This window comes from Paraburkholderia fungorum (genome assembly GCF_046027215.1).
Lineage (GTDB): Bacteria > Pseudomonadota > Gammaproteobacteria > Burkholderiales > Burkholderiaceae > Paraburkholderia > Paraburkholderia fungorum_D.
In genome coordinates, this window is record NZ_JAQQEN010000001.1 from 2,425,180 (window position 1) to 2,451,322 (window position 26,143).

Below are 26,143 nucleotides of genomic sequence, written 5' to 3' on the forward strand. Positions count from 1 at the left end.
ACCGCGGATCCCACCACGCGTATCGGCCGCGAGCGTTCTCGCGGCCGACTGCCCTGCCCCGATCAGATCGCGAAGCTCTCGAGACTTGCCGGATGGAATAGCTCCCGCGCTTCCAGCCGGCGGCTCGACAGTCCCTCCGCATAGTGACGTGCGAGAAAGCGATCGACGACATGTTCGTTGTTCGCGAAACCGTACGACCAGAAGTCGTGGCCCATCAGTTTCCGGGCAGCGCGCAACTGATCCTCGACGAACGGCAACGTGATCTTGGTGGCCGACGTATCGCTCAGGCGCGCCAAGGCAAGCGTCTTGGACTTCTCAAACGCCTTCATCACTGCGCCGGGCAGCCACGGGTGACTCTCCGCGAGCGTCTTGCGGATTCCCAGCGTATGCATGATGGGGAAAAGCTTCGTGCGTGAATACCACTCGGCGGCCGCTTTGTGCGGATCGTCGAAAAGATACTTGACCTGAGGGTGCCCACGGTCGAAACAGGACGGCGCGCGCGGACCAATGACCGCGTCGATCTTCCCTTCTGCCAGCAGGTTGGAAATGGTTTCCCCTTCCGGCGCATTCTCCAGCTTCACATCATCCGGCAGCTGCAGCGTGATTTTCTCGACTCGGGTCGCGTCCTCGTAGCCGCCGCGCACCCACGTCACGTCGGAAGCCTTCAGCCCATATTCCTCTTCAAGAAAGAGCCGAACCCAGACGTTGGCGGTGAGCTGATACTCGGGCACGCCGATGCGCTTGCCCTTCAGATCTTCCGGGCTGTTGATGCCACGGTCCGCACGCACATAGATCGAAGTGTGCCGGAACGCTCTCGACGGAAACACCGGAATTGCGATGTACGGTGAAGTCCCCGCTGCGGTCTTCACCGAATAGCTGCTAAGCGAGAGTTCGCAAATATCGTAGTCAGCATGTCGGAAAGCGCGGAAAAATATCTCCTCGGGATCCTGCAGCATGAAAACCGGATCGACACCCTCGATCTGCACCTCGCCATCGACCAATGGCCGAATCCGGTCGTAGTTGCCTACGGCGATGGAAAGCTGAAGCTTGCTCATTGTTTCTCCTGACCGTGACTGAAAATGCAACCCTTGCAGGTTGATGCCTTGCGTAGCCAACCTTCATCGTCATCGGCAAATTGACGTATTCGATTTATATCGAATGATCTTGCATGGGATTATCTGTGTCAAGAAATTCCGGAGACGATCCCCGTTGGCGACGCGCCTGCCAGGGGATTCCCTGGAGTTTCTTGACAACGTTCATTCCAAGACACATGATTCGATATAGAACGATATCGGGAAAGTCTGACGGAAACCCTTACATCAGGAAACACGCCATGAACACCGCTACGACGGAGAACTGGGACCGCGAGGTCGACGTCATCATCATTGGAGCAGGCGCGGCTGGCATGACGGCGGCAATCGTGTCAAAGAACGAGGGCCTTGTGCCGCTCGTTCTCGAGAAGACCGACCAGATTGGCGGCACGTCCGCGTGGTCGGTGGGAATGATGTGGTTTGTTGACAGCGCACCCATGCAGGCTGCCGGCTTCAAGGATTCGTTCGACAAGGCGCGAAAATATTTCGCTGCCACGGTTGGGACCAGTGTCGACCGCTCGCTGCAGGAAGCGTACATCTCGCAGGGCCGTGTCGCGCTCGATTATCTGTTGCGTCACTCGGAACTCGAGGTCATGGCGCTCGAGTATCCGGACTACAGCCCCGAACTCGAGGGTGGGATGTTCGGCCGCGCTCATGCTCCGCTCGAATTCGACGGGCGAAAGCTCGGCGAGCACTTCAGGAATCTACGTGCGCCGCTTCCAGCCTTCGCGCCATTCGGCGGGATGATGCTCGATCTCGTCGACCTGCTCCACTTCCTGTCCTTCACGCGATCGGCGCGGTCGTTCTTCCATGTACTCAAGCGCTTATCGCGCTATGGCGTGGATCGGCTGAACTACCATCGCGGCACCCGGCTCGTCGGTGGCAATGCCCTGACAGGCCGTCTGTACAAAACCATGCTGGATCGGAAAATCGACATCTGGCTGCGCGCGTCCGCGACGAAGCTGATCACGGATGGCGGTGAAGTGACGGGCGCTGAAGTGGTTCGGGACGGTCGCACAATCCGTGTACGCGCGCGTCGCGGTGTGGTCATTGCCACCGGCGGCTACCCCGGCAACCAGGCCATGCGCGACGAGCATTCACGCAAACCCACGGTCGAACTCGGACTCGGGCTCCCCAGCAACGTCGGCGAAGGCATCCACCTGGGTGAATCGGCCGGCGGTCGACTCGACCGCAATGGCAGGGATACCGGATTCTACGTTCCCCTGTCCGTCTATTCGAAAAACGCAGGCGAGAAAGACCTATGGGGGCACTTCATGCTCGACCGCCCCAAACCCGGATTCATTGCCGTAGGCAAGGACGGAAAACGCTTCACGAATGAAGCAGCGTCATATCATGCCTTTACCCTTGGCATGTTCGACGCAGGTGCCATTCCGGCCTATCTGATCGCAGACGCTGCGACCATAAAGAAGTACGGAATTGGCGTCATCCTGCCCGGCAGTCTGTCATTGCGTCGCTATGAAAAGACCGGCTACCTGTCCAGTGGCCGCACGCTCGCTGAACTTGCCAGCAAAATCGGCGTCGACCCGAGCGGACTGGAGCGAAGCGTCCAGCGCAACAATCACTTTTCGACAACCGGTATCGACGAGGACTTTGGCAAGGGATCGTCTGCGTACAACGTCTACAAAGGTGACCCGACCCATTCGCCCAATCCTTGCCTTGGGCCCATCGAGAAAGGCCCCTTCTATGCAGTCAAGCTGGTGCCAGGCGATTTCGGCACTAGCCGTGGACTCGTGACCGGATCGCACGGTGAAGTTCTCGACCGTGATAATCACCCGATTCCAGGGCTATATGCCTGCGGCAACGACATGAACTCGCCGGTAGGGGGCCATTACATCGGCGCGGGCATTACGCTCGGACCGGCATTGACGTTCGGCTACCTTGCCGCCATGGCCCTCGTGAAGCGCAGTCAAGCCGAAGGCGCCGGGAATTCGGCGGTGACTTCATCGCCTGAACAAAACCTCAAACTCGCCTGATCACTTTTGACTTGCGCGGCCACTGGCCCGCCTCGTACCCGGCAGGAGACAATCGATGAAACGTGCTTCAGTCGTCGACGTCCAGACGTTCATCAATGAGCATCCATTCGGCGGGTTCCAGCGGCTCATTTTTTTCATGTGCTTCGCGATTGTCCTGCTGGACGGTTTCGACACGGCAGCGATCGGCTTCATCGCTCCGTCGCTGCTTGCCGAGTGGCATATCGGCAGACCCGCCCTCGCCCCCGTCCTGAGCGCCGCGTTGTTCGGCCTTGCGTTCGGCGCACTCGTGTCCGGCCCCATGTCCGATCGCTTCGGGCGACGTGCCATCGTCGTCGGGTCCGTGTTCCTCTTCGGTATGGCCTGTCTCGCATCGGGCTTCTCGACGAGTATGGCTCAGCTGACCGTGCTGCGCTTTATTACGGGCGTCGGCCTCGGTGCAGCGATGGCTAACGCCGTCACGATGATGGATGAGTTCTGCCCGACCCGACGCCGCGCCACGGTGACGAGCCTGATGTGCTGCGGCTTTCCACTCGGTGCCGCGTTGGGCGGCATGCTGGCCGCCTGGTTGATTCCCCACGCAGGCTGGCGTAGCGTTCTGGTGCTGGGCGGGGCGATACCGCTGCTTCACAGCGCCCTGCTGTTGCTCAAGATGCCGGAATCGGTTCGGTTCATGGTTGCAAACAGAAAGCCCGTCTCGCGCATACGCGCGGTCCTCGGCCATATTTCTCAGCAAGCAAACTACGCGCGCGCATTCGCGCTGACCGAGAGCACGCCGCAGACGGACCACAAAGGGCTGGGTCTCGTGGTGTCACGCTCATACATCGTCGGTTCGTTGATGCTGTGGCTCGCGGCTTTCATGGGTCTCGTCATCTTCTACGCATCCATCAACTGGATGCCGATTCTGCTGACGGACGCAGGCCTGAATGCGAAGAGTGCAACGCTGATCTCCGCCCTATTCCCGCTAGGTGGTGTCGGCGCGGTAGTGTGCGGCGCGCTGATGGATCGGTTCAATGCGAATCTCGTCATAGCCGGATGCTATGCGCTCGCCGCGATCAGCCTCTTCTGTATCGGCCAGACGGTGGGAAATGTCGTGCTGCTAGTGCCAATCGTATTGGTGTCTGGCGTGCTGATGAACACCGCACAGGCTTCCATGAATGCGCTAGCGGCTGCGTTTTATCCTACTGCAGGACGTGCCACGGGTGTCGCGTGCATGCTTGGCATCGCCCGCTTTGGCGGAATCGCCGGCTCGTTTCTTGTGGCAGAACTCGTACGCCGGCATTTTACGTTCGCAGGTGTCTTCACCATCATTGCCTTTGCCGGAGGACTCGCTTGCGTTGCCTTATTGATCAAGCACCTCGCACAAGCAGATGATTCCCGAACGGCACGTGAGCGCATGAGGTCTGCGGCCAGCCACCAAGCTTCCAATGAGATGTCAAGCTGACACGCTGTGACATCGGGTGGCCGCAGACCCTTCAGAACTGGTGGCGAATACCCACCATCGCACCCGTTTGATTCACCCCAGGCAATGGCGAAGAGGCGGGTGGAATCACGCCACCATCAATTGTGATCGCCGAGTTGCGCTGGTTGAACACACGCCCCGCGGTGACGTACACCGAACTGCGTTTGGACAACAGGTACGTCACGCGTGCCGCGATCACCGAGGCTCCCGCGGAGCTGCCGCCGTTCACTGACAGATGGCCGAACTGGGCGTCGAGTGCGATGAACGGAATGGGCAGATAGGTCCCGCCAAGCCACCAGTAGTTGCTGACTGCGTCGAAAACGGTCGGCGTCTGTGCCCCGTGATTGATCCGATGGAGGAACCCCGCGCCGATAGTCGCCGCACCCCACTTCACGTAGCCGTCGATGACGGCACGGGTATCGGTTTGCGAGCTAACCGGCAGCGGCGAGCCGGTGCCGCCGCCACCGTAGTTGCGGTCGATAGCCGCCGCTGCGCCCCAGGCCGTCGCATCGTATTTCATCATGGCAGACATTGACTTGCAGGCGCGCCAGTCGGTCGGAGACTGACCGGCACACCCTCCGGCCTCCGCTGGATCCACCGCGTCACGCCCGAGCGAATACGTGACGCCGACAGTCAGTCCCGACGACGTGAAACTATAGGCGATCGCGTTGTCGAGTCGCGGTTGGGCCAGGTACGGGTCCAGATCGGCCGCGGCATAGACATTCGGTCCCATCGTGTCACCCGGGATGGCCCAATAGATCTGGGAGTATTGCCGGCCGAGCGATAACGTCCCCCATCGTCCTGACAGCCCGACATATGCCTGCCGACCAAACAGACGGCCACCTTGATTCAGTGTGCCCTGTGACGGCGCGAAGCCCGACTCCAGTACGAAGACCGCGCTAAGACCACCACCCAGATCCTCCTTGCCACGCAAGCCCCACCTTGAAGGTATCGATCCAGTGAGCGACGGCATACGTACCACGCTGGACTTGTGAGGGCCGACGTTGGTCACATACTCGACGCCGGTATCGATAATCCCATAGAGGGTGACAGAGCTTTGCGCCTGCGCTGCGCCCGACGCACATGCCGCAAGCGACGAGAGCCCACACCAGACCGCCTGACGCCACGAGAAGCCATACCCCGACCGATTCGACCGCGAACTCATGTATCTGTCTCCCGTTGGTTAGTTGCTTCCATGGAAGATAAATTTTCATAATCTTCCTTGTCAAACAATTTACGGTTGGGAGTTACCCCGATCGAACCCCGCGCATCTCATGACCACCCCGTGTCGCAAGCGTGACGGACGGAAAAACGCAGCAGATCTCCAGATTTTCAGATATATCGGCGTTTGCCCTAACTCGACACCCTGCGCGCAAACTTTTATCTTCCATGGAAGATTTAATGAATCAACGTGATCAGTTCAGCAGGAGTGCGTCGACAAATGAGAGATTTGGAAGTCCAACGGACAATTCACGGTCGCGGTACCGCACCATCGCCGAGCCCAGCCGTTGGGTCGTCAATGGACGAGTCGATGAACCATGTCAGGGAGAAGGATCGTGTCCTCCCTGGTTTCGCCTGGCGCGACGACTATGCCCTCGGACATCACACGATGGACGAGACCCACCAGGAGTTTGTCGCATGCGTACATGCGCTGCTGACGACGGAAGACGACGATCTTGAGAACGCACTCGAAGCGTTTGCCGACCATGCGCAGCGCCATTTTGCCGACGAAGACGCGTCGATGCGCGACACAGCCTACGGCTCGGCGGGCTGCCATATCGACGAGCACGCTGCCGTGCTCCGCTCCCTCGACGATGTACGCGCCATGCTGGTTGATGGACGAACTGATGTCGTCCGCTCTTTTGCCCGAGCGCTGATGGACTGGTTTCCGGAGCATGTGCGCGTGATGGACCAGGGTCTGGCGCGCTGGCTGGTTCAGCGACAGTTGGGCGGCTCGCCAGTGGTCATCCGGCGTCGGCTTCACGTCGCCGCGTGACAGGCTCCCCTCTTTTGGCATATATCCCCATGGAAAACAACTCGATCCCAATGAACGCCTCGCTGCAGGTCAAAGTCTCCGCGAGGATCTGGCTCGCGGACGACATTGCCGGCTACGAGCTGTCGCCGCTGTCGGGCGGCGAACTGCCTGCCTTTGAAGCAGGCGCACACATCGACCTGCACGTACCGGGTGGTCCCGTGCGCCAGTACTCCCTGTATGACTTGCCGGGCGAATCTCCGCGCTACAGAATCGGCGTGCTGCGGGACCCCGAATCGCGTGGCGGATCCGTGAAGCTTCTCGAGAACGTTCATGCGGGCGACACGCTCACGATCAGCGCCCCGCGCAACCACTTTGCGCTGCACAACGGTCAAACAGACCGTTCGATCCTGTTCGCGGGTGGCATCGGCATCACGCCAATCCTCTGCATGGCGCAGCAACTGGCGCACGAGCACCGTCCCTTCGAGATGCACTATTGCGGACGAACGCTGTCGCGCATGGCGTTCGTCGACCGCCTGCAACCAGCGCAATTTGGCGACGAGTCGCAGGTGCACGTGCACGTCGACGACGGCGCCCCGGGTCAGCAACTCGATGCCCGCTCCGCGATAGGTGCGCCGTCGCCCGACAAGCACCTGTATGTCTGTGGACCCACCGGCTTCATGGACCACATCCTGCGGACCGCACGCGAACTCGGCTGGGACGAGGCACACCTGCACCGCGAATATTTTGCGGCTGCGCCAATCGATTCCTCCGAAGACGAACGGTTCGACATTGAAATCCGCAGCAGCGGCCAGGTCATCGCCGTTGGCGCGGATCAAAGTGCCGCGCACGCCCTGCTCGACGCCGGGTTCGACCTGCCCCTGTCCTGCGAGCAGGGTGTGTGCGGCACCTGCATGACGAAGGTGCTGGACGGCGTACCCGACCATCGGGACCTTTATCTGACGGACGAAGAGCGCACACGCAACGACAGCTTCATGCCGTGCTGCTCGCGCGCCAAGACTTCCCGGCTGGTGCTCGATCTTTGAGGCCACCGGTTACCCACTGCCAAAGACTGTAGCGAGGGGATCACCATGTTGAGCAAGCAAGATAACGAACTGATGTGCCGTACCGGAGCGGGTACAGCCATGGGCGACGCGATGCGCCGCTTCTGGCTGCCCGTGATCCAGTCCTCGGACATGCCACAGGCGAATGGAGAACCACGCACGATAGAGCTGCTGGGTGAGCGTTTTGTTGTGTGGCGCGACCAGCAGGGTCGGCCCGGCGTCTATGCAGAAGGTTGCCTGCACCGGGGCGCGTCAATGCAGTTGGCGCGCGCCGAGGGCGATGGCCTGCGCTGTATCTATCACGGCTGGAAGTTTGCGGTGGACGGAACGGTGCTCGACACCCCAAACATCGAGGATCCGAAATTCAAACAGCGCATCAAGGGCCGAACCTACCCGGTGCAGGAAGCGGGCGGCATTGTCTGGGCTTATCTGGGGCCAAAGGGTGAAACGCCGCCCTTCCCGCACTGGACCTTTATGGACCAGCCGGACTCGAATCGAATCAACGCCTGCGCTGTCGTCAACGCCAATTTTGTTCAGGTAATCGAAGGACTCGTCGACTCATCGCATCTGACCGTTCTGCATAGTTCCGCACTGGCCCGGACGAATGACTCCAATCTCGACTATGCGAAGAAGACTTCGCATATGCAATTCGACGCAGCCCCGGAGATCGAAGCAGACGAGACGGATTTCGGCTTCCACTACGTTGCAATCCGCCAGAGCGGCGGCAAGCGCATTGCTCGCGTCACAGCGTTCATTGCACCCTGCTTCGTCGCCAATGCAAACGGGGATGTATGGCTTGCGATCGTCCCTGTTAGTGACGAACGCTGCAACCTGTACCACGTGTGGTGGGATGCCGAAAAGCGCGTGGGCGAAGAGCCGTTGCGCAGTGAACAACTCACGTTCGTGGGCCTCGATGAGCCGACGCTGCGCAAGTACGGCATGACGGCCGACACCTGTGACACGTCGGCGGCGATGTCCGTTGCCAATGGCTACCGCCAGGACCGCGGCCAGCAGCGCAACGGCCACTTCACTGGGTTTGACAGCATCACGCAGGAAGACGCCGCGTGCAGCGTGTCGAGCGGCGCGATTCGCGACCGCTCGCAGGAGCTGCTATCCACTGCCGACATCGCGATCAGCCGTCTTCAGCGCTGCCTGCTGGCATACGCCCGGGCGGCCCGTGACCAGCAGGAGATAGCCGCTGTGCGAGCCGACGCCGGCAGCGCAATTGGCGTGTCCGGCGAGATCGGCCTCGGCGAGGACTGGCGGACCCTGGTTCCCCACCATCGAATCGTTTCGTCCCACGGTGTACGCGCAGAGCGCAGTCAATAACTCAAGTCAGGAAAGGAGCATGAAATGTTGAGCCACGCAGACAACGAGATTCTTTGCCGTGTCGGCCCGGGCACCCCGGGCGGGACCCTGATGCGACGCTTCTGGCACCCCGTGTGCACCTCCGCCCAGTTGCCGCAGCCGGACTGCGCGCCGCTGCGCGTTCGTCTGCTCGGAGAAAACTATGTCGCGTTCCGCGATACCGAGGGCAAGGTCGGCTTTCTGGAAGAGCTGTGCATGCACCGGGGCGCATCGCTCGCGCTTGGGCGAGTCGAAGAAGGCGGCATCCGCTGCCTCTATCACGGCTGGAAGTTCAGTGCTTCTGGTGCCGTGCTGGAAACGCCGAACCACGCCGATCCGAAGTACGCGGCACGGATGAAGGCACCCGCCTTTCCAGTGCGCGAAGAAGGCGGCATCGTCTGGACGTACGTCGGCCCCCTCGAACTGCTTCCGGCGTTTTCGCGCTACGCCTTCATGGACTCCGCACCGAACCATCGGGTCGTGCTGCGCGTCAACGTCGCCTGCAACTATCTGCAGCTGGTCGAGGGTGGCGAGGACAGCTCGCATGTCGGCGTACTGCACACCAACATGGCGCGCCCCGGCTGGAAAGACGACGAGTTCACGCGCAACCCTGACGTAGTCAATCCCGCTGCGCTTGCATCCAATGACCTGGAACCGGCTCTGAAGATCGAAGAAACAGCCTTCGGGTTCCATTATGTCGCTCTGCGCAAGACGGATGAGCCGGGAGTCCGCAACGCACGTGTGGTCCCGTTTATCGTTCCATACGGCCGCATCATCCCTGCCCCGGCGTTTCAGTTCACCGTCCTCGAAGTCCCCGAAGACGACACGCACACCAGCACCTACATCGTCGTGCATGGCGACGCCCCGGTGACCGAAGAGAAGATCATCGAGCTGCTCGGACTGAACGACCCCACCTGCTATGACCGCAAGAATTGCACGTTCACCGCTAGCTGGACGGACAGCTTCGGCCAGAACCGCCAACTGATGAAGGAAAACTGGACCGGCTTGCGCGGCGTCGAGGTGGAGGATGCAACGATCGGGCTGTCGCAGGGGCCCCTCTACGACCGCTCGCGCGAGCATCTGGTACCCGCCGACCAGGCCGTCGTGCGCGTGCGCCGTGTGCTCCTGGCATCGATCAGGCGTGTGATGGAGAACCAGCAACCGCCGGCGCTCGGTCTCGACCTGCGGGGCGTGAGCGCCTGCGACCGGCAGCTCGAAGATGGTGCAGCCTGGCAAGACCTGCTGCCAGCGCATCGCCAGGCAGTGGCAGCCTGAGGAGGGTACTCGCGTGACCAACAACACCCATAGCAATGTGACGGACTACTTGTCGCTGCTACGACTCGACGGTCGCGGCTTCGTGGTGCTTGGCGGGAACGCGATTCCGATTGGACGCGCCGCCACGCCGGCAGAAATCGCGGGGCACCTGTTATTCCTTGCCTCCGACCTGAGTGCCCATATGACCGGTGAAATCATCACCGTCGATGGCGGCCTCAGCGTCCTTGCTGCCATTCCGCCCATTACGTTCGCCCCCTCAGCAACCCCGACTCCCTGAAACCGGCGATGCCTCCGTCAGGCCTTCGATATCGTCGTGCCGCGCCCCGGCCGCGCGCCGGTATGGACTCGGGGCGTTCACTCCCGCTACAATCGACCGGAGCGAATATCCTTCCAGGGAAGTCATCGAGATGAGCATCGCCGCCACAAAGCGACCCGCGCCTACCCGAGCCCGCAAGAACGCGGCAGTCGAACAGCCCGGGCCCGCGAGAAAACCGACTCTTCCTGGTAGCAGCCACATTGAATTCATCACGCTGCAGTGGCAACGTGAACACAGCGAACTCGATCTCTCAAACTTCCTGCTCGCGATCTATTTCATGCGGCTAGGCACGCTCGTGGAACAGGCGTTTGACAAAATGTGCCAGGGCCTATGTGGTATTAGCGGGTCGGATATGCGTGTGCTGCTGGCACTGCGCCGCAACGGCCACCCGTACGCGAAGCGCCCGACTGACCTGTATCGGGCTCTTCTCGTCACCTCAGGTGCGGTTACCAAAAAGATTGACCGCCTCGCGAGCCTCGGCATGGTGGAGCGTCTGCCTGACCCCGGCCACGGCGGCGGATTCATCGTTCATCTGACCAGGAAAGGCCTCGACATCGTTGAGAAGGCCATAGTCAAGCTTGCGAATGAGTCGTCGATCGCGCCGGCGATTGCACACTTTTCTGAAGCAGAGCGCGCTGCGGGCAATGAGTTCTGCCTGCGGACATTGGCGTTAATGGAAGAACTGGTACTTCCGGGTCTTGAAGAACCCGACCATGCATTGCCGAAGCCGCGAGCCAAAAGCACGCCGCGCTCGCCGCGCAAGCGCGAATGATCGGAACGCCAGGAACTACATCTACATAGCCGCAGGCCCTGCCTTCAGAGCCTTGACGAACCAGCTGCCGGCGGGACCAGGCGGCGTGTCCTTTCTATACGCGGCGAACATCGGAATCGAAGGCGTCGCCGGTTCAAATTTATCAAGGCGAAGCCGGTGCAGCGCGCCAGAAGCAATGTCGCCCTTTACCATCGCAAGCGGCATGTGCCCCCACCCAAAACCGGCTCGCAGAAACTCGTGCTTCGCATGCAGGTCTGCCAGTTTCCAGGTGAGCGGCGAAAAGACTTCGAAGTTTGTCCCTTCCGTCAAATCCGTGCTGTCAGTCAAGACCAGCTGAACATGTCTTTCCAGCTCCGGCATTCCGATGACACGCGCAAAAGCTGCTAACGGATGCGTCGGGGCGACGACAGTGACCATGCTGACATCCAGGACTTTTTCGGCATGTATGCCCTCCGGAACGACGGGCATTGAACCAATGATGCCGAGTCGGCAGACACGGTCCAATATCCGTTTCGTCGCTCCACCCAATACGTCGACATAGAGGCGCAACGGCGTATCTGGAAACTCGACAGAAAATTCCCGCATCGCGGCAGTCATTCGCTCGATCGGATAGAACGCGTCGACGGCAATTGCCAGTTCGGGCTCGAGTCCCCCTGCGAGGGTACGGGCTCGAGCCTTGAATCCGTCCATGCCGCGCATCACTGCGCGGGCCTCGCTGACCAGAGCGGCCCCTCCGGCAGTCAGCCGCGGAAAGCGCCCGCTACGGTCGAACAGTTGTATTCCTGTTTGCGCTTCGAGATTCGCAAGCGTCTGACTGACCACCGACTGCGTTCTGCGCAGACTGCGGCCCGCAGCAGAGAAACTTCCTTCATCGACTGCCGCAATAAATGTCCGCAATTGATCCAGGGAAACCCCATCTAGCATATATCGCTCCTCACGATGGATCGCATCGAAATAAATAGGCTTCCCCTGATCGATGCCAACTCTTAATCTTCTTCCACGTCAATAGATTTGAGGAACGCACGGCACCATGTCTTATCGTACAGGCGAATCCGCCACGTCGGAAAACCACGTGGAATCTTTTTCAGAGAATGGCGAGGACCGTCTCCCGAGTCCGATTCGCGCCACGCGAACGATTGTCACCCGCACAGCGGGCAGGCAACACGGTCCGGTTAACCGCCTGTTCAGTCCCGGTGATCTTGGCGGACTGCTCAAGCCCTTCGTCTTTCTCGACTATTTCGACGTTTCGCCGCATTCAGGAACGCGCTTCTCCATGCATCCGCATTCCGGTATCGCGACTACAACGATCCTGCTGGAAGGTGAAGTTCGCTATGAAGACACGACCGGCGCATCCGGCGTCATGTCGGCTGGAAGTGTCGAATGGATGAACGCGGGTGGTGGCGTGTGGCATGACGGCTACCCGGAAGGCCGTGCGCGCGTGCGCGGCTATCAGTTATGGACGGCGTTGCCGGATGAGCTTGAGCTGGGTGAACCCAACAGCCAGTATCTGTCTGCCCACGCGATTCCCAAAACCGGTCCAGCCAGAATCATTCTGGGCCACTACGAAAATCTCCAGAGCCCTGTATCGGCGCCTCAAGGTATCAACTACCTGCACGTGCGGCTTTCGGCGGGCGAGCGTTGGCGATATACGCCACCAGCCGGCCATGTCATCGCATGGCTTGGCATTCAGCGCGGCGCGCTTCAGGTCGCGGACCACCGCATTGGCGCCGAGCTTGTCGTATTCAGCGAATCGGAGGACGTTCTGGATTTCATCGCCCACGAAGACTCGGAGTTTGTCCTTGGCTCCGCGATCGCGCACCGCCACGAACTCGTGCTGGGATACTACTCCGTGCATACCTCGCAGGAGGCTTTGCGTGCCGGCGAAAATAGAATTGTGGAGATAGGAGAACAACTCCGACGCGCCGGTCGTATCAGGTAACGCTTTTTCGAACTCGTGTGAGCCCTGGAATAAAGCTGGCGGCTCACTTTTCCACACACCCGATTCCCTGGAAATTTTCAATGCGAAGCGTACAAGTGGGTGACGCCGTGATTCCGGCCTTGGGTTACGGCACTTATGGCATGAGCCACGGTGAAATCAATCGGTTGCTCCCCGCAGCACTTCGGGCTGGTTTCCGTCATATCGACACCGCACAAATTTACGGGAATGAGGCCAGCGTAGGCGAATGCGTCGCTGCTTCGGGAATCCCGAGGGCGGAAGTCTTCATCACGACAAAGGTCTGGGTCTCCAATTACGATTCCCGGAAGTTCGAAGCGTCGGTCGATGAGAGCCTCCGCAAGCTGAAGACGAGTTACATTGACCTCCTCTTGCTGCATTGGCCCAGCACAGACGTTCCTTTATCCGAACAGATCGAAGGACTCAACGCGGCGGTGAAGGCCGGCAAGGTTCGTCATATCGGTGTCAGCAACTTCAACCGGGAACTCATGGCGGAAGCTATCGGACTCTCGCAGACTCCGCTCGTCACCAATCAGTTCGAATACCACCCGTATCTTGATCAGTCGTTGCTTATCGAAAGTGCGCGTCAGACCGGGCTCTCCGTGACCGCGTATTGCGGCATGGCGGTGGGCCGCGTCTTCTCGGACAACACACTGAAAGAAATAGCGGTCCGCTACGGCAAGACTATCGCTCAAGTTGTTCTGCGATGGCTCGTTCAGCAGCAAGGCATCGTGGCACTTTCAAGAACCTCGCAGGCGGAGCGACTGCGGCAAAACATGGCAATCTTCGACTTTGAATTGAGCCCTACGGACATGGCAGCCGTTCATGCGCTGGCGCAGCCAGACAGTCGGATCGTCGATCCGCGCGGACTCGCACCGCTTTGGGATAGTACGGAACCTCGACTACGGTGATTGCCCCGGTGGACCGCGAAACAGGAACTTAACTGACTTCCACCATCACCAGTTCAGCGTCTTCGAGAGCCGATATCTGGGCGGTCGCCACTTTCGTCATCGCAATGCCATCAAGGGGTCCCACGGGCTCGCCATTCACTTCGATTCGTCCCGATGCCACTACAAGATAGGCTCGCCGTGATGGACCTAACTCCTGATGGATGCTCTCTCCCGCCTGAAGCGTTGCTGCAAGCAGCCGCGCGTCGGCACGGATGGGAAGCGCACCTTCATCGGAATCATAGCCACTGGCAAGCACCACAAAGCGGCCGGAGCGATCGCCCTTGGGAAACGGCCTGGTAGCCCAGCGCGGCTCGCCACCGGAAACACGAGGGACCAACCATATCTGGTAGAGCTTCAGCGGGACATCACCGCTATTGAACTCCATGTGGCGTATCCCTGTCCCGGCGCTCATGACCTGAACATCGCCCGCGTGAGTCGTTCCTTCGGATCCCAAAGTGTCGCGATGCCCCACCATGCCCTGGCGGACATAGGTGATGATCTCCATGTTGCGATGCCCGTGCATGGGGAAACCGCTGCCGATGGCGATTTCATCGTCGTTCCACACAATCAGTGGGCCCAACGCTTCATGTGAAGGATCGTCCGCGGCGCTGACCGCAAAATGGTGTCTCGCGGTCAGCCAGCCCAGATCCGCACGACCGAGTGAATCCCAACGCCGATGTACAAGCATCTCTACTTCCTTTTGCTATCGCCACAAATGAGGTTTCCGGACTACCGACACGGTAGCCCGGACAAGATGACGGAATGCCATATCGGCTCCGGCGTCGGACAGAGGAACGACCTGAACGAGACGATCCTCCATCCGGTCAGGCGAGTCGTCGCCTCGACGGATCCGTTTCTCCAGCTCGCCGTCAGAGACTTGCTGCCAGAGACCCCGCACGTGAGGCTGCCCGCCCGTCCAGACTGAACGCGCCGGCACCGAAGTAGGTGATCTGCAGGAGACCACCGGCCATCATCACGTTCTTGAGGAAGTGAATCATCTGGTTCTGGTCGGCGAAGTTGTGGTGGAAGAACACCGCCGTCGCAACACAGAACACCGCCATTACCAGCGATGCGAGGCGGACCCGGTAGCCCGACAACAGCAGCAGGCCACCGCCCAGCTCGATGACCACCGCGATAATGAACGCCAGCGGCGGCACTGGCAGACCAACGGCCGCGATATAGCCGACTGTCGCGGCGTACGCGCCCAGCTTGCTCAGCCCGCTCATCACAAACGGTGCGCCGAGCAGGATACGACCTAACAGCGGCAGAAACTTGTAACCTTCCATCACGAACTCCTGAAATGAATTTAGTTAGGTGGACTGCCAATATTGGAACCTGGCCAGTAATATGAGCATGCCCGCCTTCGCTTCCGATCACCCCGAATGGGACGACGGGAAATCAACGGCCCACAGAAATCAGCAATGGTTTGGGCCTTGAAACGATGCTAAATCCACAACGATCGTGCGCATATCTCCAGAATTGCAAAGCATCGTTGCTTCTGGTAGAAAGATAAAACCTAACTGAGGCCAGTCGATGGACCAGATCACAGACCTCAATGATCTTCGGCTCTTCGCGGAAGTCGTCGAGCACGGAAGCTTCACGGCAGCGGCGCGCAGCCTGGGCGTACAGACGTCGAAACTCAGCCGGCGGATACGCGCACTGGAGGAGGAGCTTGGCGTTCGTCTGCTCAATCGCACCAGCCGGAGCCTGTCCCTGACGGAAACCGGCCGGCGGTTCCACCAGCATTGCCTTGCTCTCGTGGCGGAATCGAAGGCCGCCAGGGACTTTGTGGACCAGACGCGTTCAACACCGCAGGGCACCATCCGGATAAGCTGCCCCATAGGATTGCTGAACTCCGGCATCGCCGCGATCATTGCGCAGTATGTCCAGGACAATCCGCAAGTGCAGGTCCTGGTCGATGCCACCAACCGTCGCGTGGATGTGATCGAGGAAGGTCTGGACTTCGCCGTCCGGGTGAGGCTTCCTCCGCTTGAAAACACTGACCTCGCAGTCCGGCAACTGGGCATCTCTGTTCAGATTCTGGTCGCCAGTCCAGAGCTGGCGTCGCGCCATCCTGTGCCCAGTTCCCTTGACTCGCTCAAGGAGTGGCCGACCCTTGCCATGTCCAGCAGCAGTGAGCGCTTTGTCTGGAACCTGGTGGACGCAAAGGGTGGCCCGACGTCATGGGCGCATCAGCCTCGTCTGGCTACGGACGACCTGGCCAGCCTGCGGGTTGCCGCCTTGCAAGGCGTAGGGGTGGCCATGCTGCCCCACGGGCTGGTGGACGCCGATATTGAGGCCGGCCGGTTGCAGCACTTGCTGGCAGGTCTGGCCACGGCGCCAGGCCTCGTCCACGCGATTTTCCCCACGCGCCGCGGCATGGTTCCGGCCGTCCGGCATCTGCTTGACGCCCTGGTGTCGGGATTCCAGGACCTGCACCGGAAGTGGTAGTGCGGCCGTCAAGCATGACTCACGAAAGCACCTCGCAGGCAAACCGCGCAATCAGCGCCGCGCCCATACTCACCGTAGCGATCTAGCACAGCGTGCGCAGCGTCCATACCGCCGAGCGGCCAATTGGCTTATCGGCGGATGCAAGGGTCTCCAGCGCACAATTTGTGCCACCGAGGGCCACGCTTCAGTCAATCAGATCGGCACCTGTCGTCAGGACAATCTTGCCAAAGTGGGTGCCGGAATCGATCAGCTCGTGCGCGCCGCGAGCGTCGGCCAGCGCAAAGGTCTTGTAGACAATGGGCTTGATCTTGCCGCTCTCGATGTGCGGCCAGACCTGCCGCTCCAGTTCATTGACGATGGTTGCCTTGTCCGCGGATGTGCGCGATCGCAATGTCGAACCCATATGCGTCAGACGTTTCGTCAGCATCGGCACGAGGTTAAGATCCTTCGCCGGCCCCTTGATCACGCCCACCTGGAGGATCCGTCCGTCCATGGCTGCGGCGTCGTAGTTTCTAGCCACGTAGTCGCCGGCAATGATGTCGAGGATCACGTCGGCCCCTTTTCCATCGGTAGCCTGCTTTGTCTCGGCGACGAAATCGTCGTCGCGGTAATTTATCGCGACGTCCGCGCCTAGCGCCAGACTGGCTTCGCGATGCGCCTCCGAGCCAACTGTCGTGATGATTTTCGCAGCGCCGAATGCCTTCGCCAGCATGGTCGCCGTGGTACCGATACCTGACGCACCGCCATGGATCAACACCGATTCGCCGGCAACCAGCTTGCCGCGCTGGAACAGGTTCAGCCATACCGTCATAAACGTTTCGGGCATGGCCCCCGCTTCCACCAACGTCAGGCCTTTGGGGATACGCATCGTGTTGCAGGCATGCGCGACGGCATATTCTGCGTAGCCACCGCCAGGAATCAATGCACACACCAGTTCGCCGATCTGGAATTCGGACACGTCGGCGCCGACGGCAACCACTTGACCTGCCACTTCCAGCCCTGGAATGTCCGAAGCGCCGGGGGGCGGATCATACAGCCCTTTGCGCTGGAAAACGTCGGGGCCGTTCACGGCAGCTGCGTGGATGCGGATCAGAACCTGATCGGCGGCCGGCGTCGGCACCGGGCGCGTAGTCGGCACCAGGACCTCAGGACCGCCGGGCTGTGTGATTTCAATGGCGGTCATGGACGACGGCACACGATAAGTTGAAGCAGACATGGATACCACTCCTTCTATGGGTGAGGCTCGCTGGATCCGGGCGGACCGTTGAACGAGGAACTCCTGCATTGAAGTATAGGTCTCGACACTGATGAATATGTGCAGCATTATTCGCGTTTATGAATGCAAATTTGCATCAGGAGGGTGGCACGATGAACTGGGACGACGCGCGAGTGTTTCTCGCGGTGGAGCGCGAGAAAACGCTCCGTGGAGCGGCCAGAACGCTCAATCTCGATCAGGCAACGGTCGGCAGGCGGATTGCGGCACTGGAGCACGCGCTGCGCGCAACGCTCTTCCTGCGCACGTCTGAGGGTTATGCGTTGACCACCGCAGGCGAGGCGGCGCTGAAATCGGCGGAGAAAATGGAACATTCCGCGCACGAACTCGTCAGACGAACTCAAGGCACGGATACTCGGCTTGCGGGGGATGTAAGAGTCACCAGCACCGACTCGATTGCGCTCGAATTCCTGCTTCCCGCCATCGAACGCCTGCATGCTGCGCATCCCGAAGTGCGCGTCCTGCTGGACACGTCGACACGCATGCTGAATCTGGCAAAGCGCGAAGCGGATATCGCGGTCCGCTCAGTCAGACCGGACAATCCCGATCTTGTCGCGCGGCGCCTGGCTCGCTGGCCCATGGCGCTCTTTGCATCGAATGCTTATCTCGAGCAGTACGGCAAGCCTGAACCTGGCTCCGCATTCGCGGGCCACGATCTGGTCGTCTATCAGGGAAACTGGACCGGTAATCGATCACCTACTCTCGCTGGCGAACCGGTACACGCGGGGCGCATCGTATCGACCTTCAATTCCAGCCTCATGCTGCGTACCGCGGTAAAGGCCGGCATCGGCATTGGTGAGCTTCCGATCCATCTGGCGGAACACGACGGCCTCGTGCAGATATGGCCGGAACCCGCCCGTGGGGCGGTCTACGAAGTCTGGCTCGTCACGCATCAGGACCTTCGGCATACCGCGCGCATCGCCGCAATGATCGAAGGCATCGTCGCCGCATTCGAGGATCACACAACCCACAAAAAATAGCCACGCGCGACCTGGCTGCGGCGGCTGCGTGGCGAGTTAGTTGCAATCAGCGGCCCTACGTCATTCAACAGATAGCATGCCGGGCATCACGCTAACCCGCACCGGGCACTATTCCACCACGATGGGCAGTCGAAGCATGAATTCGCTCCCGGCACCTGGCCCGGCACTGATTGCCGACACCGTCCCGCCATGCGCCTCGGCAACGGCTTTTACGACAGCGAGACCGACTCCCAGGCCGCCGGCACTCGCCGCGATCGTTCTGCTGGATTGAGCGAACAGGTCGAAGATATGTGGCAGGAGCGCGTCCGATATACCCAGGCCATCGTCTTTCACGGATACGACAAGAGTGTTGTGATCGGCGAGCACATTCACGTTGATGCAACCGTATTCGGGCGTGTATTTCACCGCGTTATTCAGGAGGTTGCTGACGGCCTGTGCGAGGCGCACCGGATCGCCCTCAACGCGCAGCGCCTTGTCGGCGATCTGGATGTTGAAGGCCTGGCTGCGCTGCGCTGCGGCCAGTGCAGCCGCGCTCAGCGGAGCGGCAAGCACCGCCACGATATCGACAGGGACCTTGTTCACCCGCAGCGCACCATGGTCGACGCGGATTGCGTCCATCAGATCCTCGGCAAATCGGGCAATCTGTGCGATTTGCCGGTCAATCATGTCGATCGACCTCAGCACTTCCGGTCGATCTGACGACGCCCTGCGGATGAGATGAGTGGCGAGTTGCATCGGCGATAACGGTCCGCGAAGCTCGTGCGCCACCATCGCAAGAATTTCGTCTTTGAGTCGCAGCGCGTCAATATCACGAGGCACAGACGAGCGATGATTGGCAAAGGCGATGAAGGGCCGTTGCTGCGGCAATTCCATCATCTCGTCCGGCACATTTATGCGCTGTGCCTTGTGCGTAACAATTGACCACCGGAAAGACCCTGGTTGAGCTGACATGTCAATCTCCAGATCGCGGCCTGTCGGCCGCGACGGATGCATAAGCGGCTGTTCGCCGATACCTGCCTCGCGAAAGTGAGCCGAAAATCACTGGTACGCGCAGGTTCCAGGAGAACGATCCCACGGATCGACGCAGTACGTCTGTACGGTGGCGTTCAAGTCGGTAAAAATAACCGCGTTGAGTCCGCCGCTATCGCCTGAGTAGTTGCGCGCGCAAGACTTCGAGTTCATCGAGCAGATCAAGCGCGAGCGCGATGCCCGCGGCATTGATCTGGAGATCGCGGGCGAGGCGTCGGGCTGTCCGGACACGGCGCAGCGATACGCCGTCAAAGTACGGCACCACGTCCCCGTTGACGCGTTTCGGCTCAATGGCCCCCTGGTCGATCCACAGGGCCAACTGATGCTCGGAGGTGCCGGTGGCCCGGCACAACTCGAACGCAGTGAATTCCACCTGCTCTTCAACAATCAGGCCGTCTAACCAGGCAGTGCTCGATTTTTTCATGACGGATCACCTTAAAGATGCGCTCGCGGATCGAAGCTGAACGCTTGCCGCATCGTCTCGTAGGCAGCGCGTGCCTGATCGCTCTCGGCCGACGGCAGAACGATGTTCAGTTGCGCATAGAGGTCGCCCGGCACGACAGTCGGACCACTTGCCGGGATGCCTTTGCCTCTGAGGCGCAAGCGCCGCCCGCCGACGGAGTTCTGAGGGACCGTCAATTCCACCGCGCCGTCGGGCGTCGGCACGGTAATCCTGGCGCCCAACGCGGCTTCCCAGGGGGCGACCGGCACGTCGATTGTTACGTCGCGGCCATCGACGCGAAAACGTCCGTGTTCGCGAATGCGAATCTCGAGATAGAGGTCTCCCGCGCGCCCGTCGCCGAACCCGGCCCCGCCCTGGCCGACCAGCCGCAAATGCTGGCCGCCGTACACGCCCTTCGGAATGGAGACGTTCAGCGTCCGCGATTGCGTCGTGACGTGGCCGCTCGCGTCGAGCACCGGCGTATCCAGAGAAATCGAACGCTGGGCGCCACAATACGCGTCCTCCAGATCGATGACGACCTTGGCGTGGTGGTCATCGCCAGGCACTGAATAGGGCCCACCGCTGTAAGCGTCCTCCAGATCCTGCGCCATTCCCGCACTGTGGCCGGAACTCGCGGTCTGCCGTTTTCGTCCGGGCGAGGCATGGCCGCCGCCGGAACGCGCTCCGCCGAATAGCGCGTCGAAAAATTCGCTGAAACGCGCTTCGTCCCCTGCCTGATTGTCCGCACCGCTGAATTCGAAGCCCTCGTCCCACTGTGGCGGCGGCTGGAAGTCCTGACCGTTGCTCCACTGATCACCCATCCGGTCGTAGGCCGCGCGTTTTTCCGTGTCCTTGAGCACGCTGTACGCTTCGCCGAGTTCCTTGAAGCGTGCCTCTGCGTCGTCGAGTTTGCTGAGATCCGGGTGATATTTGCGGGCGAGCTTGCGATAGGCGCGCCTGATGTCGTCCTGTGTCGCGCTGCGCGACAATCCCAGCGTCACGTAATAGTCCTTGTATTTCATTTCGAAGACAGGCCGATGGGACGACACGAGGAAACTGTCCAGCGCCCTGGCAAAACCGATACCGGTGGTCAGGCACATGCTGGGCCAACCGCCCGGCGCCTTTAGTGGCCGTGGAGGTGCGGTCATGATGTGGTGGACAGTCGAGGTTCGACCCATCCATGACCACGGTGCGCGTGGGGATAGTGAAAGTCGGTACGGTGCCGTACGGCTTTGCAGACCCCGTGAGCGTGATGCCGCGGAGCCACAGGCGGATTGCGCACCGCGCTTTCAAACTAAAAAAACGCACTGCGTCGCGGTCAATGTCAGGGCTGGCACGAACTATAATTTACTCGTGCTATGGTCCGCTTTGCGGTGTCGACGAACCCGTATGCTCACCGAGCCCCCAATTTCGTCGATGTCACATTCGGCCCGCGTGGACGGTGAGAGTCTTCTTCGGGTCAATTCTGTGAAACCAGAACCCATTATCTTGCAGGACTTCGGGAGATGACTCATGTCGATCACACGTCAACCGGAAGACAATCATCTGCTTTCTGTGCTGCCCCAGTCTGAATGGGACCGCATCGGGTCTCACCTCGTCTCGCTCGATATGCCGCTGGGGCAAGTTGTCTACGAGTCGGGCGACAGGCTGGACCATGTCTATTTCCCCACCACCGCAATCATCTCGCTGCTCTACGTCATGGAGGACGGAGCATCCGCTGAAATCGCGATTGTCGGTAACGAGGGGCTAATCGGTATCGCGCTGTTCATGGGCGGCGAAACGACGCCTAGCCGCGCGGTCGTACAAAGCGCCGGCCACGCGTACCGGCTCGACGCGCGCATCCTGAAAGAAGAATTTCACCGTGCCGGCCCGGTGCAACGACTGCTGCTCCGCTATACCCAGGCGCTCATCACGCAGATGGCGCAAACGGCTGTGTGCAACCGGCATCACTCGATCGACCAGCAACTTTGCCGATGGCTGCTGCTCAGCATCGACCGGCTGCCGTCCAACGAATTGACGATGACCCAGGAACTGATCGCCAACATGCTGGGCGTGCGGCGCTCCGGGGTCACGGAAGCCGCCTTGAAACTGCAGGACGCGGGGCTGATTAGCTACAGCCACGGCCATATACAGGTATTGAATCGCCCCGGACTGGAAGCGCGTGTATGCGAGTGCTACAACGTGGTGAGGCGGGAATTCGACCGCCTGTTGCCCGATCTGAAAGCGATATGAATCCCATCCGCGCGCTGACACACAGCGCGCGCCGAATTCGTGGAAGTCGGTACGGTGGCGGACGGCTTTACCCCGGTGCCAGGGCGTAGGATCGAGTGAAGACACGCAGACTTTTCACACTCTACGAGGCCGACATGTATAAGCGCATTCTGGTAGCAATCGACGGCAGCGACACGTCAGAACATGCCTTCGACGCCGCCTTGCAACTCGCACACGACAACGATGCCCAATTGCAGCCGCTTTATGTCATCGACAACCCGTTGATGGCTTACGACGCATTCGGCTACGATCCGACGATCCTGCGCGACGCGTTCGTCGAAGAAGGCCGCAAGCTGCTCGCTGATGCGTTGGCGCGAATGAAGCACGAAAACGTCGCAGGCTCGCCACGGATCGTGGATGTCGATCCGGTCGGCGAAGACATCTCGGAGCGTATCCGGATCACGGCGACCGAATTCAACGCGGACCTGCTGGTGCTCGGCACGCATGGCCGGCGCGGTTTCCGACGCCTGTTTCTCGGCAGCGTCGCCGAGCGGGTGGTGCGGAGTGCGTGCTGTCCGGTACTGCTGGTTCCGGGCCGGCAGGCGCAGACAGAGCATGCACACGTCGCGAAGCCGGGGCACGCCGACATAGCCGCCGCGATGTACGAACTGCCGCGCTAGAGCGGCGACATCATCGCGATGATTTTGTGGCGATTGGCCGCGCCGCGTAGGCCGGGCCGCGTAGGCCGCGCCGCGCAGGTTGGGCCGCGCGCTGATCACCTTCAGCGCGCGTATTTGAGCATGGTGGCGATCGATCAGAGCGCCACGGCATGCCGGCTGAAAACCCTCGGTTCGCCCACTGGCAGAACAACTCGCCCGTGCACTTCGTTGATCACATCGGCTGCGGAGAGATAGAACGCGAGAGCCGCCGTGACGAGCCCCATATATCCGCCCGCCATCCGCACCAGCACCGAGCCAGTCCACTCTCCCCCAGCCAGCAGGCCAAACGTGATCCACAGCGCCAGAAAGATGAACTGCAACGCGCGCGGTGAACGGAAGGTGGCCAGCCACATATAGAACGTGAAGACACCCCAAAGGAACAGATACCAGCCGACGAACGCCGGTGGCACCTTGTCGTGCAGAAACAGTACGAAGAGCGCAAACGACCACCAGAACGCGCCGTAGCTCAGGAAAGCGGTGGCGCCAAAGGTATTGCCGCGCGGCAACTCCATGATGCCGGCTATCGCCTGCGCCGTGCCGCCATAGGCCAGCGCGCAGGCGAGCACCATCCCCATCGACTCGCCCGAAAACCAGCCGGCGTTGATCATGCTCAGCAGCCACGTCGTCAATGCAAAGCCAGCGAGACCCAGTGGCGCGGGGTTCGCTAGTGTGGTTCGGATCGGTGCGCTGGCCATGGCCTGCTCCTGAAGATAAAAAGCGTTCCGGTGACCTCGCAACCTCCGCGAAAAATCACCCGAGCTGATCGAGAATCGCCGGATTTTCCAGCGTGGATACGTCCTGAGTGATCTCTTCGCCGGCCGCAAGCGAGCGCAGCAGGCGGCGCATGATCTTGCCCGAGCGGGTTTTCGGCAAATTTTCGCCGAAGCGGATTTCTTTCGGCTTTGCGATTGGCCCGATTTCCTTGCCGACCCAGTTGCGCAGTTCGCTGGCGATTCTGATCGCCACATCGCCGGTTGGCCGCGCGCCCTTCAACACCACGAACGCGATCACCACTTCGCCGGTCGTTTCGTCAGCGCGGCCGACAACCGCGGCCTCCGCGACCAGTGGATTCGCGACCAGCGCCGACTCGATCTCCATCGTGCCGAGCCGGTGGCCCGATACGTTCAACACGTCGTCAATCCGTCCGGTAATCGTGAAGTAGCCCGTGTCCTCATCACGCACCGCGCCGTCACCCGCGAGATACAGTGTGCCGCCAAGCTCCTCGGGGAAATAACTCTTCCTGTAGCGGTCCGGATCGCCCCATACGTTGCGCAGCATCGATGGCCATGGCCGTTTGATGACCAGAATGCCACCCTGCCCGTTCGGCACAGCCTGCCCGGTTTCGTCGACCACCGCGGCCATGATGCCGGGCAGCGGCAACGTGCACGATCCTGGCACAAGCGGCGTGGCGCCCGGCATCGGCGCAATCATGTGGCCGCCGGTTTCGGTTTGCCACCATGTGTCGATGACAGGACAATGGCTATGGCCGACGTGTTCGTAGAACCACGTCCACGCGGCTGGATTGATCGGCTCGCCAACCGTGCCGAGCAGTCGCAACGTCGACAGGTCGTAACGGTCCGGATGCACCTCGGGATCGGACTCAGCGAGTTTGATCAGCGAGCGGATCGCGGTCGGCGCCGTATAGAACACCGTCACCCGGTGTTTCGCGATCATGTCCCAGAAGCGTCCTGCGTTCGGATACGTCGGCACACCTTCGAATACGACCTGGGTGGCGCCGATTGCGGTCGGACCGTACGCGATATAGCTGTGGCCGGTAATCCAGCCGATATCGGCGGTGCACCAGAACACGTCGCTGCGTTTCGCGTCGAAAGTCCATTTCATGGTCTGCGCGGCCCACATCAGGAAGCCGCCCGTGCTGTGCTGCACCCCCTTCGGCACGCCGGTCGAGCCGGACGTATAGAGAATGAAAAGCGGGTGTTCCGCGCCGACCCATTCCGGCTCGCAAATGCCTTCTTCGGCTTGCGCGAGTTCGTGCATCCACAGGTCGCGCCCTTCGTGCCACGCAACGTGGCCGCCCGTGCGACGATAGACGATGACGCTCTTCACCGCGTCGCAACCGCCTATCGCGAGCGCTTCGTCCGCGATGTTCTTCAGCGGCAATGCTTTGCCGCCGCGCATCTGTTCGTCGCAGGTGACCAACGCGATCGCGCCCACGTTGACGATCCGTTCGTTGAGCGACTTCGACGAGAAGCCGCCAAACACGACCGAATGCGTGGCGCCGATCCGCGCGCAGGCCTGCATTGCCACAATGCCCTCGATCGACATCGGCATATAGATCACCACGCGGTCGCCCTTCTTCACGCCGCGGGTTCGCAATGCGTTAGCGAACCGGCACACGCGCTCGAGCAACTGTCGATAGGTCACACGTGTGACGGTACCGTCATCCGCTTCGAAGATCACGGCAGCATGGTCACCGTTGCCGGCTTCGACGTGACGGTCGAGGCAGTTGTACGACGCGTTCAGTGTGCCGTCCTTGAACCATTCGTAGAACGGTGCGTGCGATTCATCGAGAACTGAAGAGAACGGCGTGTGCCAATGCAGCATCTCTCGCGCGCGCCGCGCCCAGAATCCCGTGTAGTCGTGTTCGGCTTCGGCGACCAGCGCACGATAGGCCTCCATGCCTGAGATCGCGGCGAAAGCCGCGACACTGGCGTGCGGAAGGAAGGCTTGCGGTTCCTCCAGAATCGAATCAGTGGTTGACATATCGTCTCCCTTGCACGCTTTCATACGCGCTTGACGAGTACTTTTCGGTTAGTGACGGGGCCCGTGCCGCGCTCTGCGTGACAATGCGATGCGCGTAATCGGTCCAATGAAAAATAAATG

Annotated in this window: 25 protein-coding genes; 14 read left to right on the forward strand and 11 right to left on the reverse strand. The window is 60.7% G+C overall.

Annotated elements, in window-relative coordinates:
• Positions 1-62: 62 nt before the first annotated feature.
• A complete protein-coding gene (locus PQR27_RS10750) occupies positions 63-1,055 on the reverse strand; it encodes an ABC transporter substrate-binding protein (protein WP_408523635.1) in 993 nt (330 codons plus the stop codon).
• A gap of 278 nt (positions 1,056-1,333) precedes the next feature.
• Between PQR27_RS10750 and PQR27_RS10755 the strand changes: the two genes are divergently transcribed.
• On the forward strand, positions 1,334-3,085 hold the full coding sequence (locus tag PQR27_RS10755) for an FAD-binding protein (protein ID WP_408523636.1): 1,752 nt from the start codon (positions 1,334-1,336) through the stop codon (positions 3,083-3,085).
• 55 nt (positions 3,086-3,140) lie between these two features.
• Positions 3,141-4,526 carry an MFS transporter gene (locus PQR27_RS10760; protein WP_408523637.1) on the forward strand — a complete coding sequence of 462 codons (1,386 nt, stop codon included), beginning with the start codon at positions 3,141-3,143 and terminating at the stop codon, positions 4,524-4,526.
• Between the two features lie 31 nt (positions 4,527-4,557).
• Here PQR27_RS10760 and PQR27_RS10765 read toward each other — a convergent pair whose 3' ends face one another.
• The gene (locus PQR27_RS10765; protein ID WP_408523638.1) at positions 4,558-5,709 is read right to left on the reverse strand and encodes a porin; all 1,152 of its coding nucleotides are present in this window, start codon (positions 5,707-5,709) and stop codon (positions 4,558-4,560) included.
• A 354-nt stretch (positions 5,710-6,063) separates the two neighbouring features.
• On the opposite strand from PQR27_RS10765, the gene PQR27_RS10770 reads away from it, so the two are divergent.
• From PQR27_RS10770 to PQR27_RS10795, 6 genes are all read left to right on the forward strand, one after another.
• Positions 6,064-6,540, forward strand: a complete 477-nt coding sequence (locus PQR27_RS10770) for a bacteriohemerythrin (RefSeq protein WP_408523639.1) — start codon at positions 6,064-6,066, stop codon at positions 6,538-6,540.
• A gap of 50 nt (positions 6,541-6,590) precedes the next feature.
• Entirely contained in the window at positions 6,591-7,562 is a 972-nt protein-coding gene (locus PQR27_RS10775) for a PDR/VanB family oxidoreductase (protein WP_408523640.1), read from the forward strand.
• A gap of 99 nt (positions 7,563-7,661) precedes the next feature.
• Complete coding sequence (locus PQR27_RS10780) at positions 7,662-8,909, forward strand: Rieske 2Fe-2S domain-containing protein (protein WP_408523641.1); 1,248 nt, start codon at positions 7,662-7,664, stop codon at positions 8,907-8,909.
• Positions 8,910-8,933: 24 nt separating this feature from the next.
• A complete protein-coding gene (locus PQR27_RS10785) occupies positions 8,934-10,202 on the forward strand; it encodes a Rieske 2Fe-2S domain-containing protein (protein WP_408523642.1) in 1,269 nt (422 codons plus the stop codon).
• Between the two features lie 13 nt (positions 10,203-10,215).
• Positions 10,216-10,479, forward strand: a complete 264-nt coding sequence (locus PQR27_RS10790) for an SDR family oxidoreductase (RefSeq protein ID WP_408523643.1) — start codon at positions 10,216-10,218, stop codon at positions 10,477-10,479.
• A gap of 355 nt (positions 10,480-10,834) precedes the next feature.
• Positions 10,835-11,290 carry a MarR family winged helix-turn-helix transcriptional regulator gene (locus tag PQR27_RS10795; protein WP_408525458.1) on the forward strand — a complete coding sequence of 152 codons (456 nt, stop codon included), beginning with the start codon at positions 10,835-10,837 and terminating at the stop codon, positions 11,288-11,290.
• A 21-nt stretch (positions 11,291-11,311) separates the two neighbouring features.
• Here the strand turns inward: PQR27_RS10795 and PQR27_RS10800 are convergent, their stop codons facing one another.
• Positions 11,312-12,214: a LysR family transcriptional regulator gene (locus tag PQR27_RS10800; protein WP_408523644.1), complete on the reverse strand. Its 903-nt coding sequence runs from the start codon at positions 12,212-12,214 to the stop codon at positions 11,312-11,314.
• Positions 12,215-12,362: 148 nt separating this feature from the next.
• On the opposite strand from PQR27_RS10800, the gene PQR27_RS10805 reads away from it, so the two are divergent.
• Together PQR27_RS10805 and PQR27_RS10810 are read left to right on the forward strand one after the other, a co-directional pair.
• Positions 12,363-13,229, forward strand: a complete 867-nt coding sequence (locus PQR27_RS10805; RefSeq protein ID WP_408523645.1) for a pirin family protein — start codon at positions 12,363-12,365, stop codon at positions 13,227-13,229.
• 80 nt (positions 13,230-13,309) lie between these two features.
• Positions 13,310-14,155 carry an aldo/keto reductase gene (locus PQR27_RS10810; protein ID WP_408523646.1) on the forward strand — a complete coding sequence of 282 codons (846 nt, stop codon included), beginning with the start codon at positions 13,310-13,312 and terminating at the stop codon, positions 14,153-14,155.
• A gap of 28 nt (positions 14,156-14,183) precedes the next feature.
• On the opposite strand, the gene PQR27_RS10815 is transcribed toward PQR27_RS10810, so the two are convergent.
• Together PQR27_RS10815 and PQR27_RS10820 are read right to left on the reverse strand one after the other, a co-directional pair.
• On the reverse strand, positions 14,184-14,882 hold the full coding sequence (locus tag PQR27_RS10815) for a pirin family protein (protein ID WP_408523647.1): 699 nt from the start codon (positions 14,880-14,882) through the stop codon (positions 14,184-14,186).
• A 181-nt stretch (positions 14,883-15,063) separates the two neighbouring features.
• Entirely contained in the window at positions 15,064-15,480 is a 417-nt protein-coding gene (locus PQR27_RS10820; protein ID WP_408523648.1) for a DoxX family protein, read from the reverse strand.
• Between the two features lie 247 nt (positions 15,481-15,727).
• On the opposite strand from PQR27_RS10820, the gene PQR27_RS10825 reads away from it, so the two are divergent.
• On the forward strand, positions 15,728-16,645 hold the full coding sequence (locus PQR27_RS10825; RefSeq protein ID WP_408523649.1) for a LysR substrate-binding domain-containing protein: 918 nt from the start codon (positions 15,728-15,730) through the stop codon (positions 16,643-16,645).
• 184 nt (positions 16,646-16,829) lie between these two features.
• Here the strand turns inward: PQR27_RS10825 and PQR27_RS10830 are convergent, their stop codons facing one another.
• On the reverse strand, positions 16,830-17,828 hold the full coding sequence (locus tag PQR27_RS10830) for an NAD(P)H-quinone oxidoreductase (protein ID WP_527250873.1): 999 nt from the start codon (positions 17,826-17,828) through the stop codon (positions 16,830-16,832).
• Between the two features lie 185 nt (positions 17,829-18,013).
• Here PQR27_RS10830 and PQR27_RS10835 point away from each other — a divergent pair, with 185 nt between their 5' ends.
• Entirely contained in the window at positions 18,014-18,898 is an 885-nt protein-coding gene (locus PQR27_RS10835) for a LysR family transcriptional regulator (RefSeq protein ID WP_408523651.1), read from the forward strand.
• Between the two features lie 108 nt (positions 18,899-19,006).
• Here the strand turns inward: PQR27_RS10835 and PQR27_RS10840 are convergent, their stop codons facing one another.
• The 3 genes from PQR27_RS10840 to PQR27_RS10850 form a co-directional block, all read right to left on the reverse strand.
• Positions 19,007-19,771 (reverse strand): sensor histidine kinase, encoded by a 765-nt coding sequence (locus tag PQR27_RS10840; protein WP_408523652.1) that lies wholly within the window; start codon positions 19,769-19,771, stop codon positions 19,007-19,009.
• 268 nt (positions 19,772-20,039) lie between these two features.
• Positions 20,040-20,351: a chaperone modulator CbpM gene (locus PQR27_RS10845; protein ID WP_408523653.1), complete on the reverse strand. Its 312-nt coding sequence runs from the start codon at positions 20,349-20,351 to the stop codon at positions 20,040-20,042.
• A gap of 11 nt (positions 20,352-20,362) precedes the next feature.
• Positions 20,363-21,391: a DnaJ C-terminal domain-containing protein gene (locus PQR27_RS10850; RefSeq protein ID WP_408525459.1), complete on the reverse strand. Its 1,029-nt coding sequence runs from the start codon at positions 21,389-21,391 to the stop codon at positions 20,363-20,365.
• A 490-nt stretch (positions 21,392-21,881) separates the two neighbouring features.
• Between PQR27_RS10850 and PQR27_RS10855 the strand changes: the two genes are divergently transcribed.
• The gene (locus PQR27_RS10855; protein WP_408523654.1) at positions 21,882-22,601 is read left to right on the forward strand and encodes a Crp/Fnr family transcriptional regulator; all 720 of its coding nucleotides are present in this window, start codon (positions 21,882-21,884) and stop codon (positions 22,599-22,601) included.
• Positions 22,602-22,735: 134 nt separating this feature from the next.
• The gene (locus PQR27_RS10860) at positions 22,736-23,260 is read left to right on the forward strand and encodes a universal stress protein (RefSeq protein ID WP_408523655.1); all 525 of its coding nucleotides are present in this window, start codon (positions 22,736-22,738) and stop codon (positions 23,258-23,260) included.
• 134 nt (positions 23,261-23,394) lie between these two features.
• Here the strand turns inward: PQR27_RS10860 and PQR27_RS10865 are convergent, their stop codons facing one another.
• Positions 23,395-23,994: an acetate uptake transporter gene (locus PQR27_RS10865; protein ID WP_408523656.1), complete on the reverse strand. Its 600-nt coding sequence runs from the start codon at positions 23,992-23,994 to the stop codon at positions 23,395-23,397.
• Between the two features lie 55 nt (positions 23,995-24,049).
• Positions 24,050-26,023, reverse strand: coding sequence for an acetate--CoA ligase (gene acs / locus PQR27_RS10870; RefSeq protein WP_408523657.1), 1,974 nt, complete (start codon positions 26,021-26,023; stop codon positions 24,050-24,052).
• Between the last annotated feature and the right edge of the window lie 120 nt (positions 26,024-26,143).

Bases quoted from the DNA above. Each gene is read 5' to 3' on its own strand.
- PQR27_RS10750 (WP_408523635.1), bottom strand. From the start codon at position 1,055: ATGAGCAAGCTTCAGCTTTCCATCGCCGTAGGCAACTACGACCGGATT.
- PQR27_RS10755 (WP_408523636.1), top strand. From the start codon at position 1,334: ATGAACACCGCTACGACGGAGAACTGGGACCGCGAGGTCGACGTCATC.
- PQR27_RS10760 (WP_408523637.1), top strand. From the start codon at position 3,141: ATGAAACGTGCTTCAGTCGTCGACGTCCAGACGTTCATCAATGAGCAT.
- PQR27_RS10765 (WP_408523638.1), bottom strand. From the start codon at position 5,709: ATGAGTTCGCGGTCGAATCGGTCGGGGTATGGCTTCTCGTGGCGTCAG.
- PQR27_RS10770 (WP_408523639.1), top strand. From the start codon at position 6,064: ATGGACGAGTCGATGAACCATGTCAGGGAGAAGGATCGTGTCCTCCCT.
- PQR27_RS10775 (WP_408523640.1), top strand. From the start codon at position 6,591: ATGAACGCCTCGCTGCAGGTCAAAGTCTCCGCGAGGATCTGGCTCGCG.
- PQR27_RS10780 (WP_408523641.1), top strand. From the start codon at position 7,662: ATGGGCGACGCGATGCGCCGCTTCTGGCTGCCCGTGATCCAGTCCTCG.
- PQR27_RS10785 (WP_408523642.1), top strand. From the start codon at position 8,934: ATGTTGAGCCACGCAGACAACGAGATTCTTTGCCGTGTCGGCCCGGGC.
- PQR27_RS10795 (WP_408525458.1), top strand. From the start codon at position 10,835: ATGTGCCAGGGCCTATGTGGTATTAGCGGGTCGGATATGCGTGTGCTG.
- PQR27_RS10800 (WP_408523644.1), bottom strand. From the start codon at position 12,214: ATGCTAGATGGGGTTTCCCTGGATCAATTGCGGACATTTATTGCGGCA.
- PQR27_RS10810 (WP_408523646.1), top strand. From the start codon at position 13,310: ATGCGAAGCGTACAAGTGGGTGACGCCGTGATTCCGGCCTTGGGTTAC.
- PQR27_RS10815 (WP_408523647.1), bottom strand. From the start codon at position 14,882: ATGCTTGTACATCGGCGTTGGGATTCACTCGGTCGTGCGGATCTGGGC.
- PQR27_RS10820 (WP_408523648.1), bottom strand. From the start codon at position 15,480: ATGGAAGGTTACAAGTTTCTGCCGCTGTTAGGTCGTATCCTGCTCGGC.
- PQR27_RS10825 (WP_408523649.1), top strand. From the start codon at position 15,728: ATGGACCAGATCACAGACCTCAATGATCTTCGGCTCTTCGCGGAAGTC.
- PQR27_RS10830 (WP_527250873.1), bottom strand. From the start codon at position 17,828: ATGACCGCCATTGAAATCACACAGCCCGGCGGTCCTGAGGTCCTGGTG.
- PQR27_RS10835 (WP_408523651.1), top strand. From the start codon at position 18,014: ATGAACTGGGACGACGCGCGAGTGTTTCTCGCGGTGGAGCGCGAGAAA.
- PQR27_RS10840 (WP_408523652.1), bottom strand. From the start codon at position 19,771: ATGGAATTGCCGCAGCAACGGCCCTTCATCGCCTTTGCCAATCATCGC.
- PQR27_RS10845 (WP_408523653.1), bottom strand. From the start codon at position 20,351: ATGAAAAAATCGAGCACTGCCTGGTTAGACGGCCTGATTGTTGAAGAG.
- PQR27_RS10850 (WP_408525459.1), bottom strand. From the start codon at position 21,391: ATGAAATACAAGGACTATTACGTGACGCTGGGATTGTCGCGCAGCGCG.
- PQR27_RS10855 (WP_408523654.1), top strand. From the start codon at position 21,882: ATGTCGATCACACGTCAACCGGAAGACAATCATCTGCTTTCTGTGCTG.
- PQR27_RS10860 (WP_408523655.1), top strand. From the start codon at position 22,736: ATGTATAAGCGCATTCTGGTAGCAATCGACGGCAGCGACACGTCAGAA.
- PQR27_RS10865 (WP_408523656.1), bottom strand. From the start codon at position 23,994: ATGGCCAGCGCACCGATCCGAACCACACTAGCGAACCCCGCGCCACTG.
- acs (WP_408523657.1), bottom strand. From the start codon at position 26,023: ATGTCAACCACTGATTCGATTCTGGAGGAACCGCAAGCCTTCCTTCCG.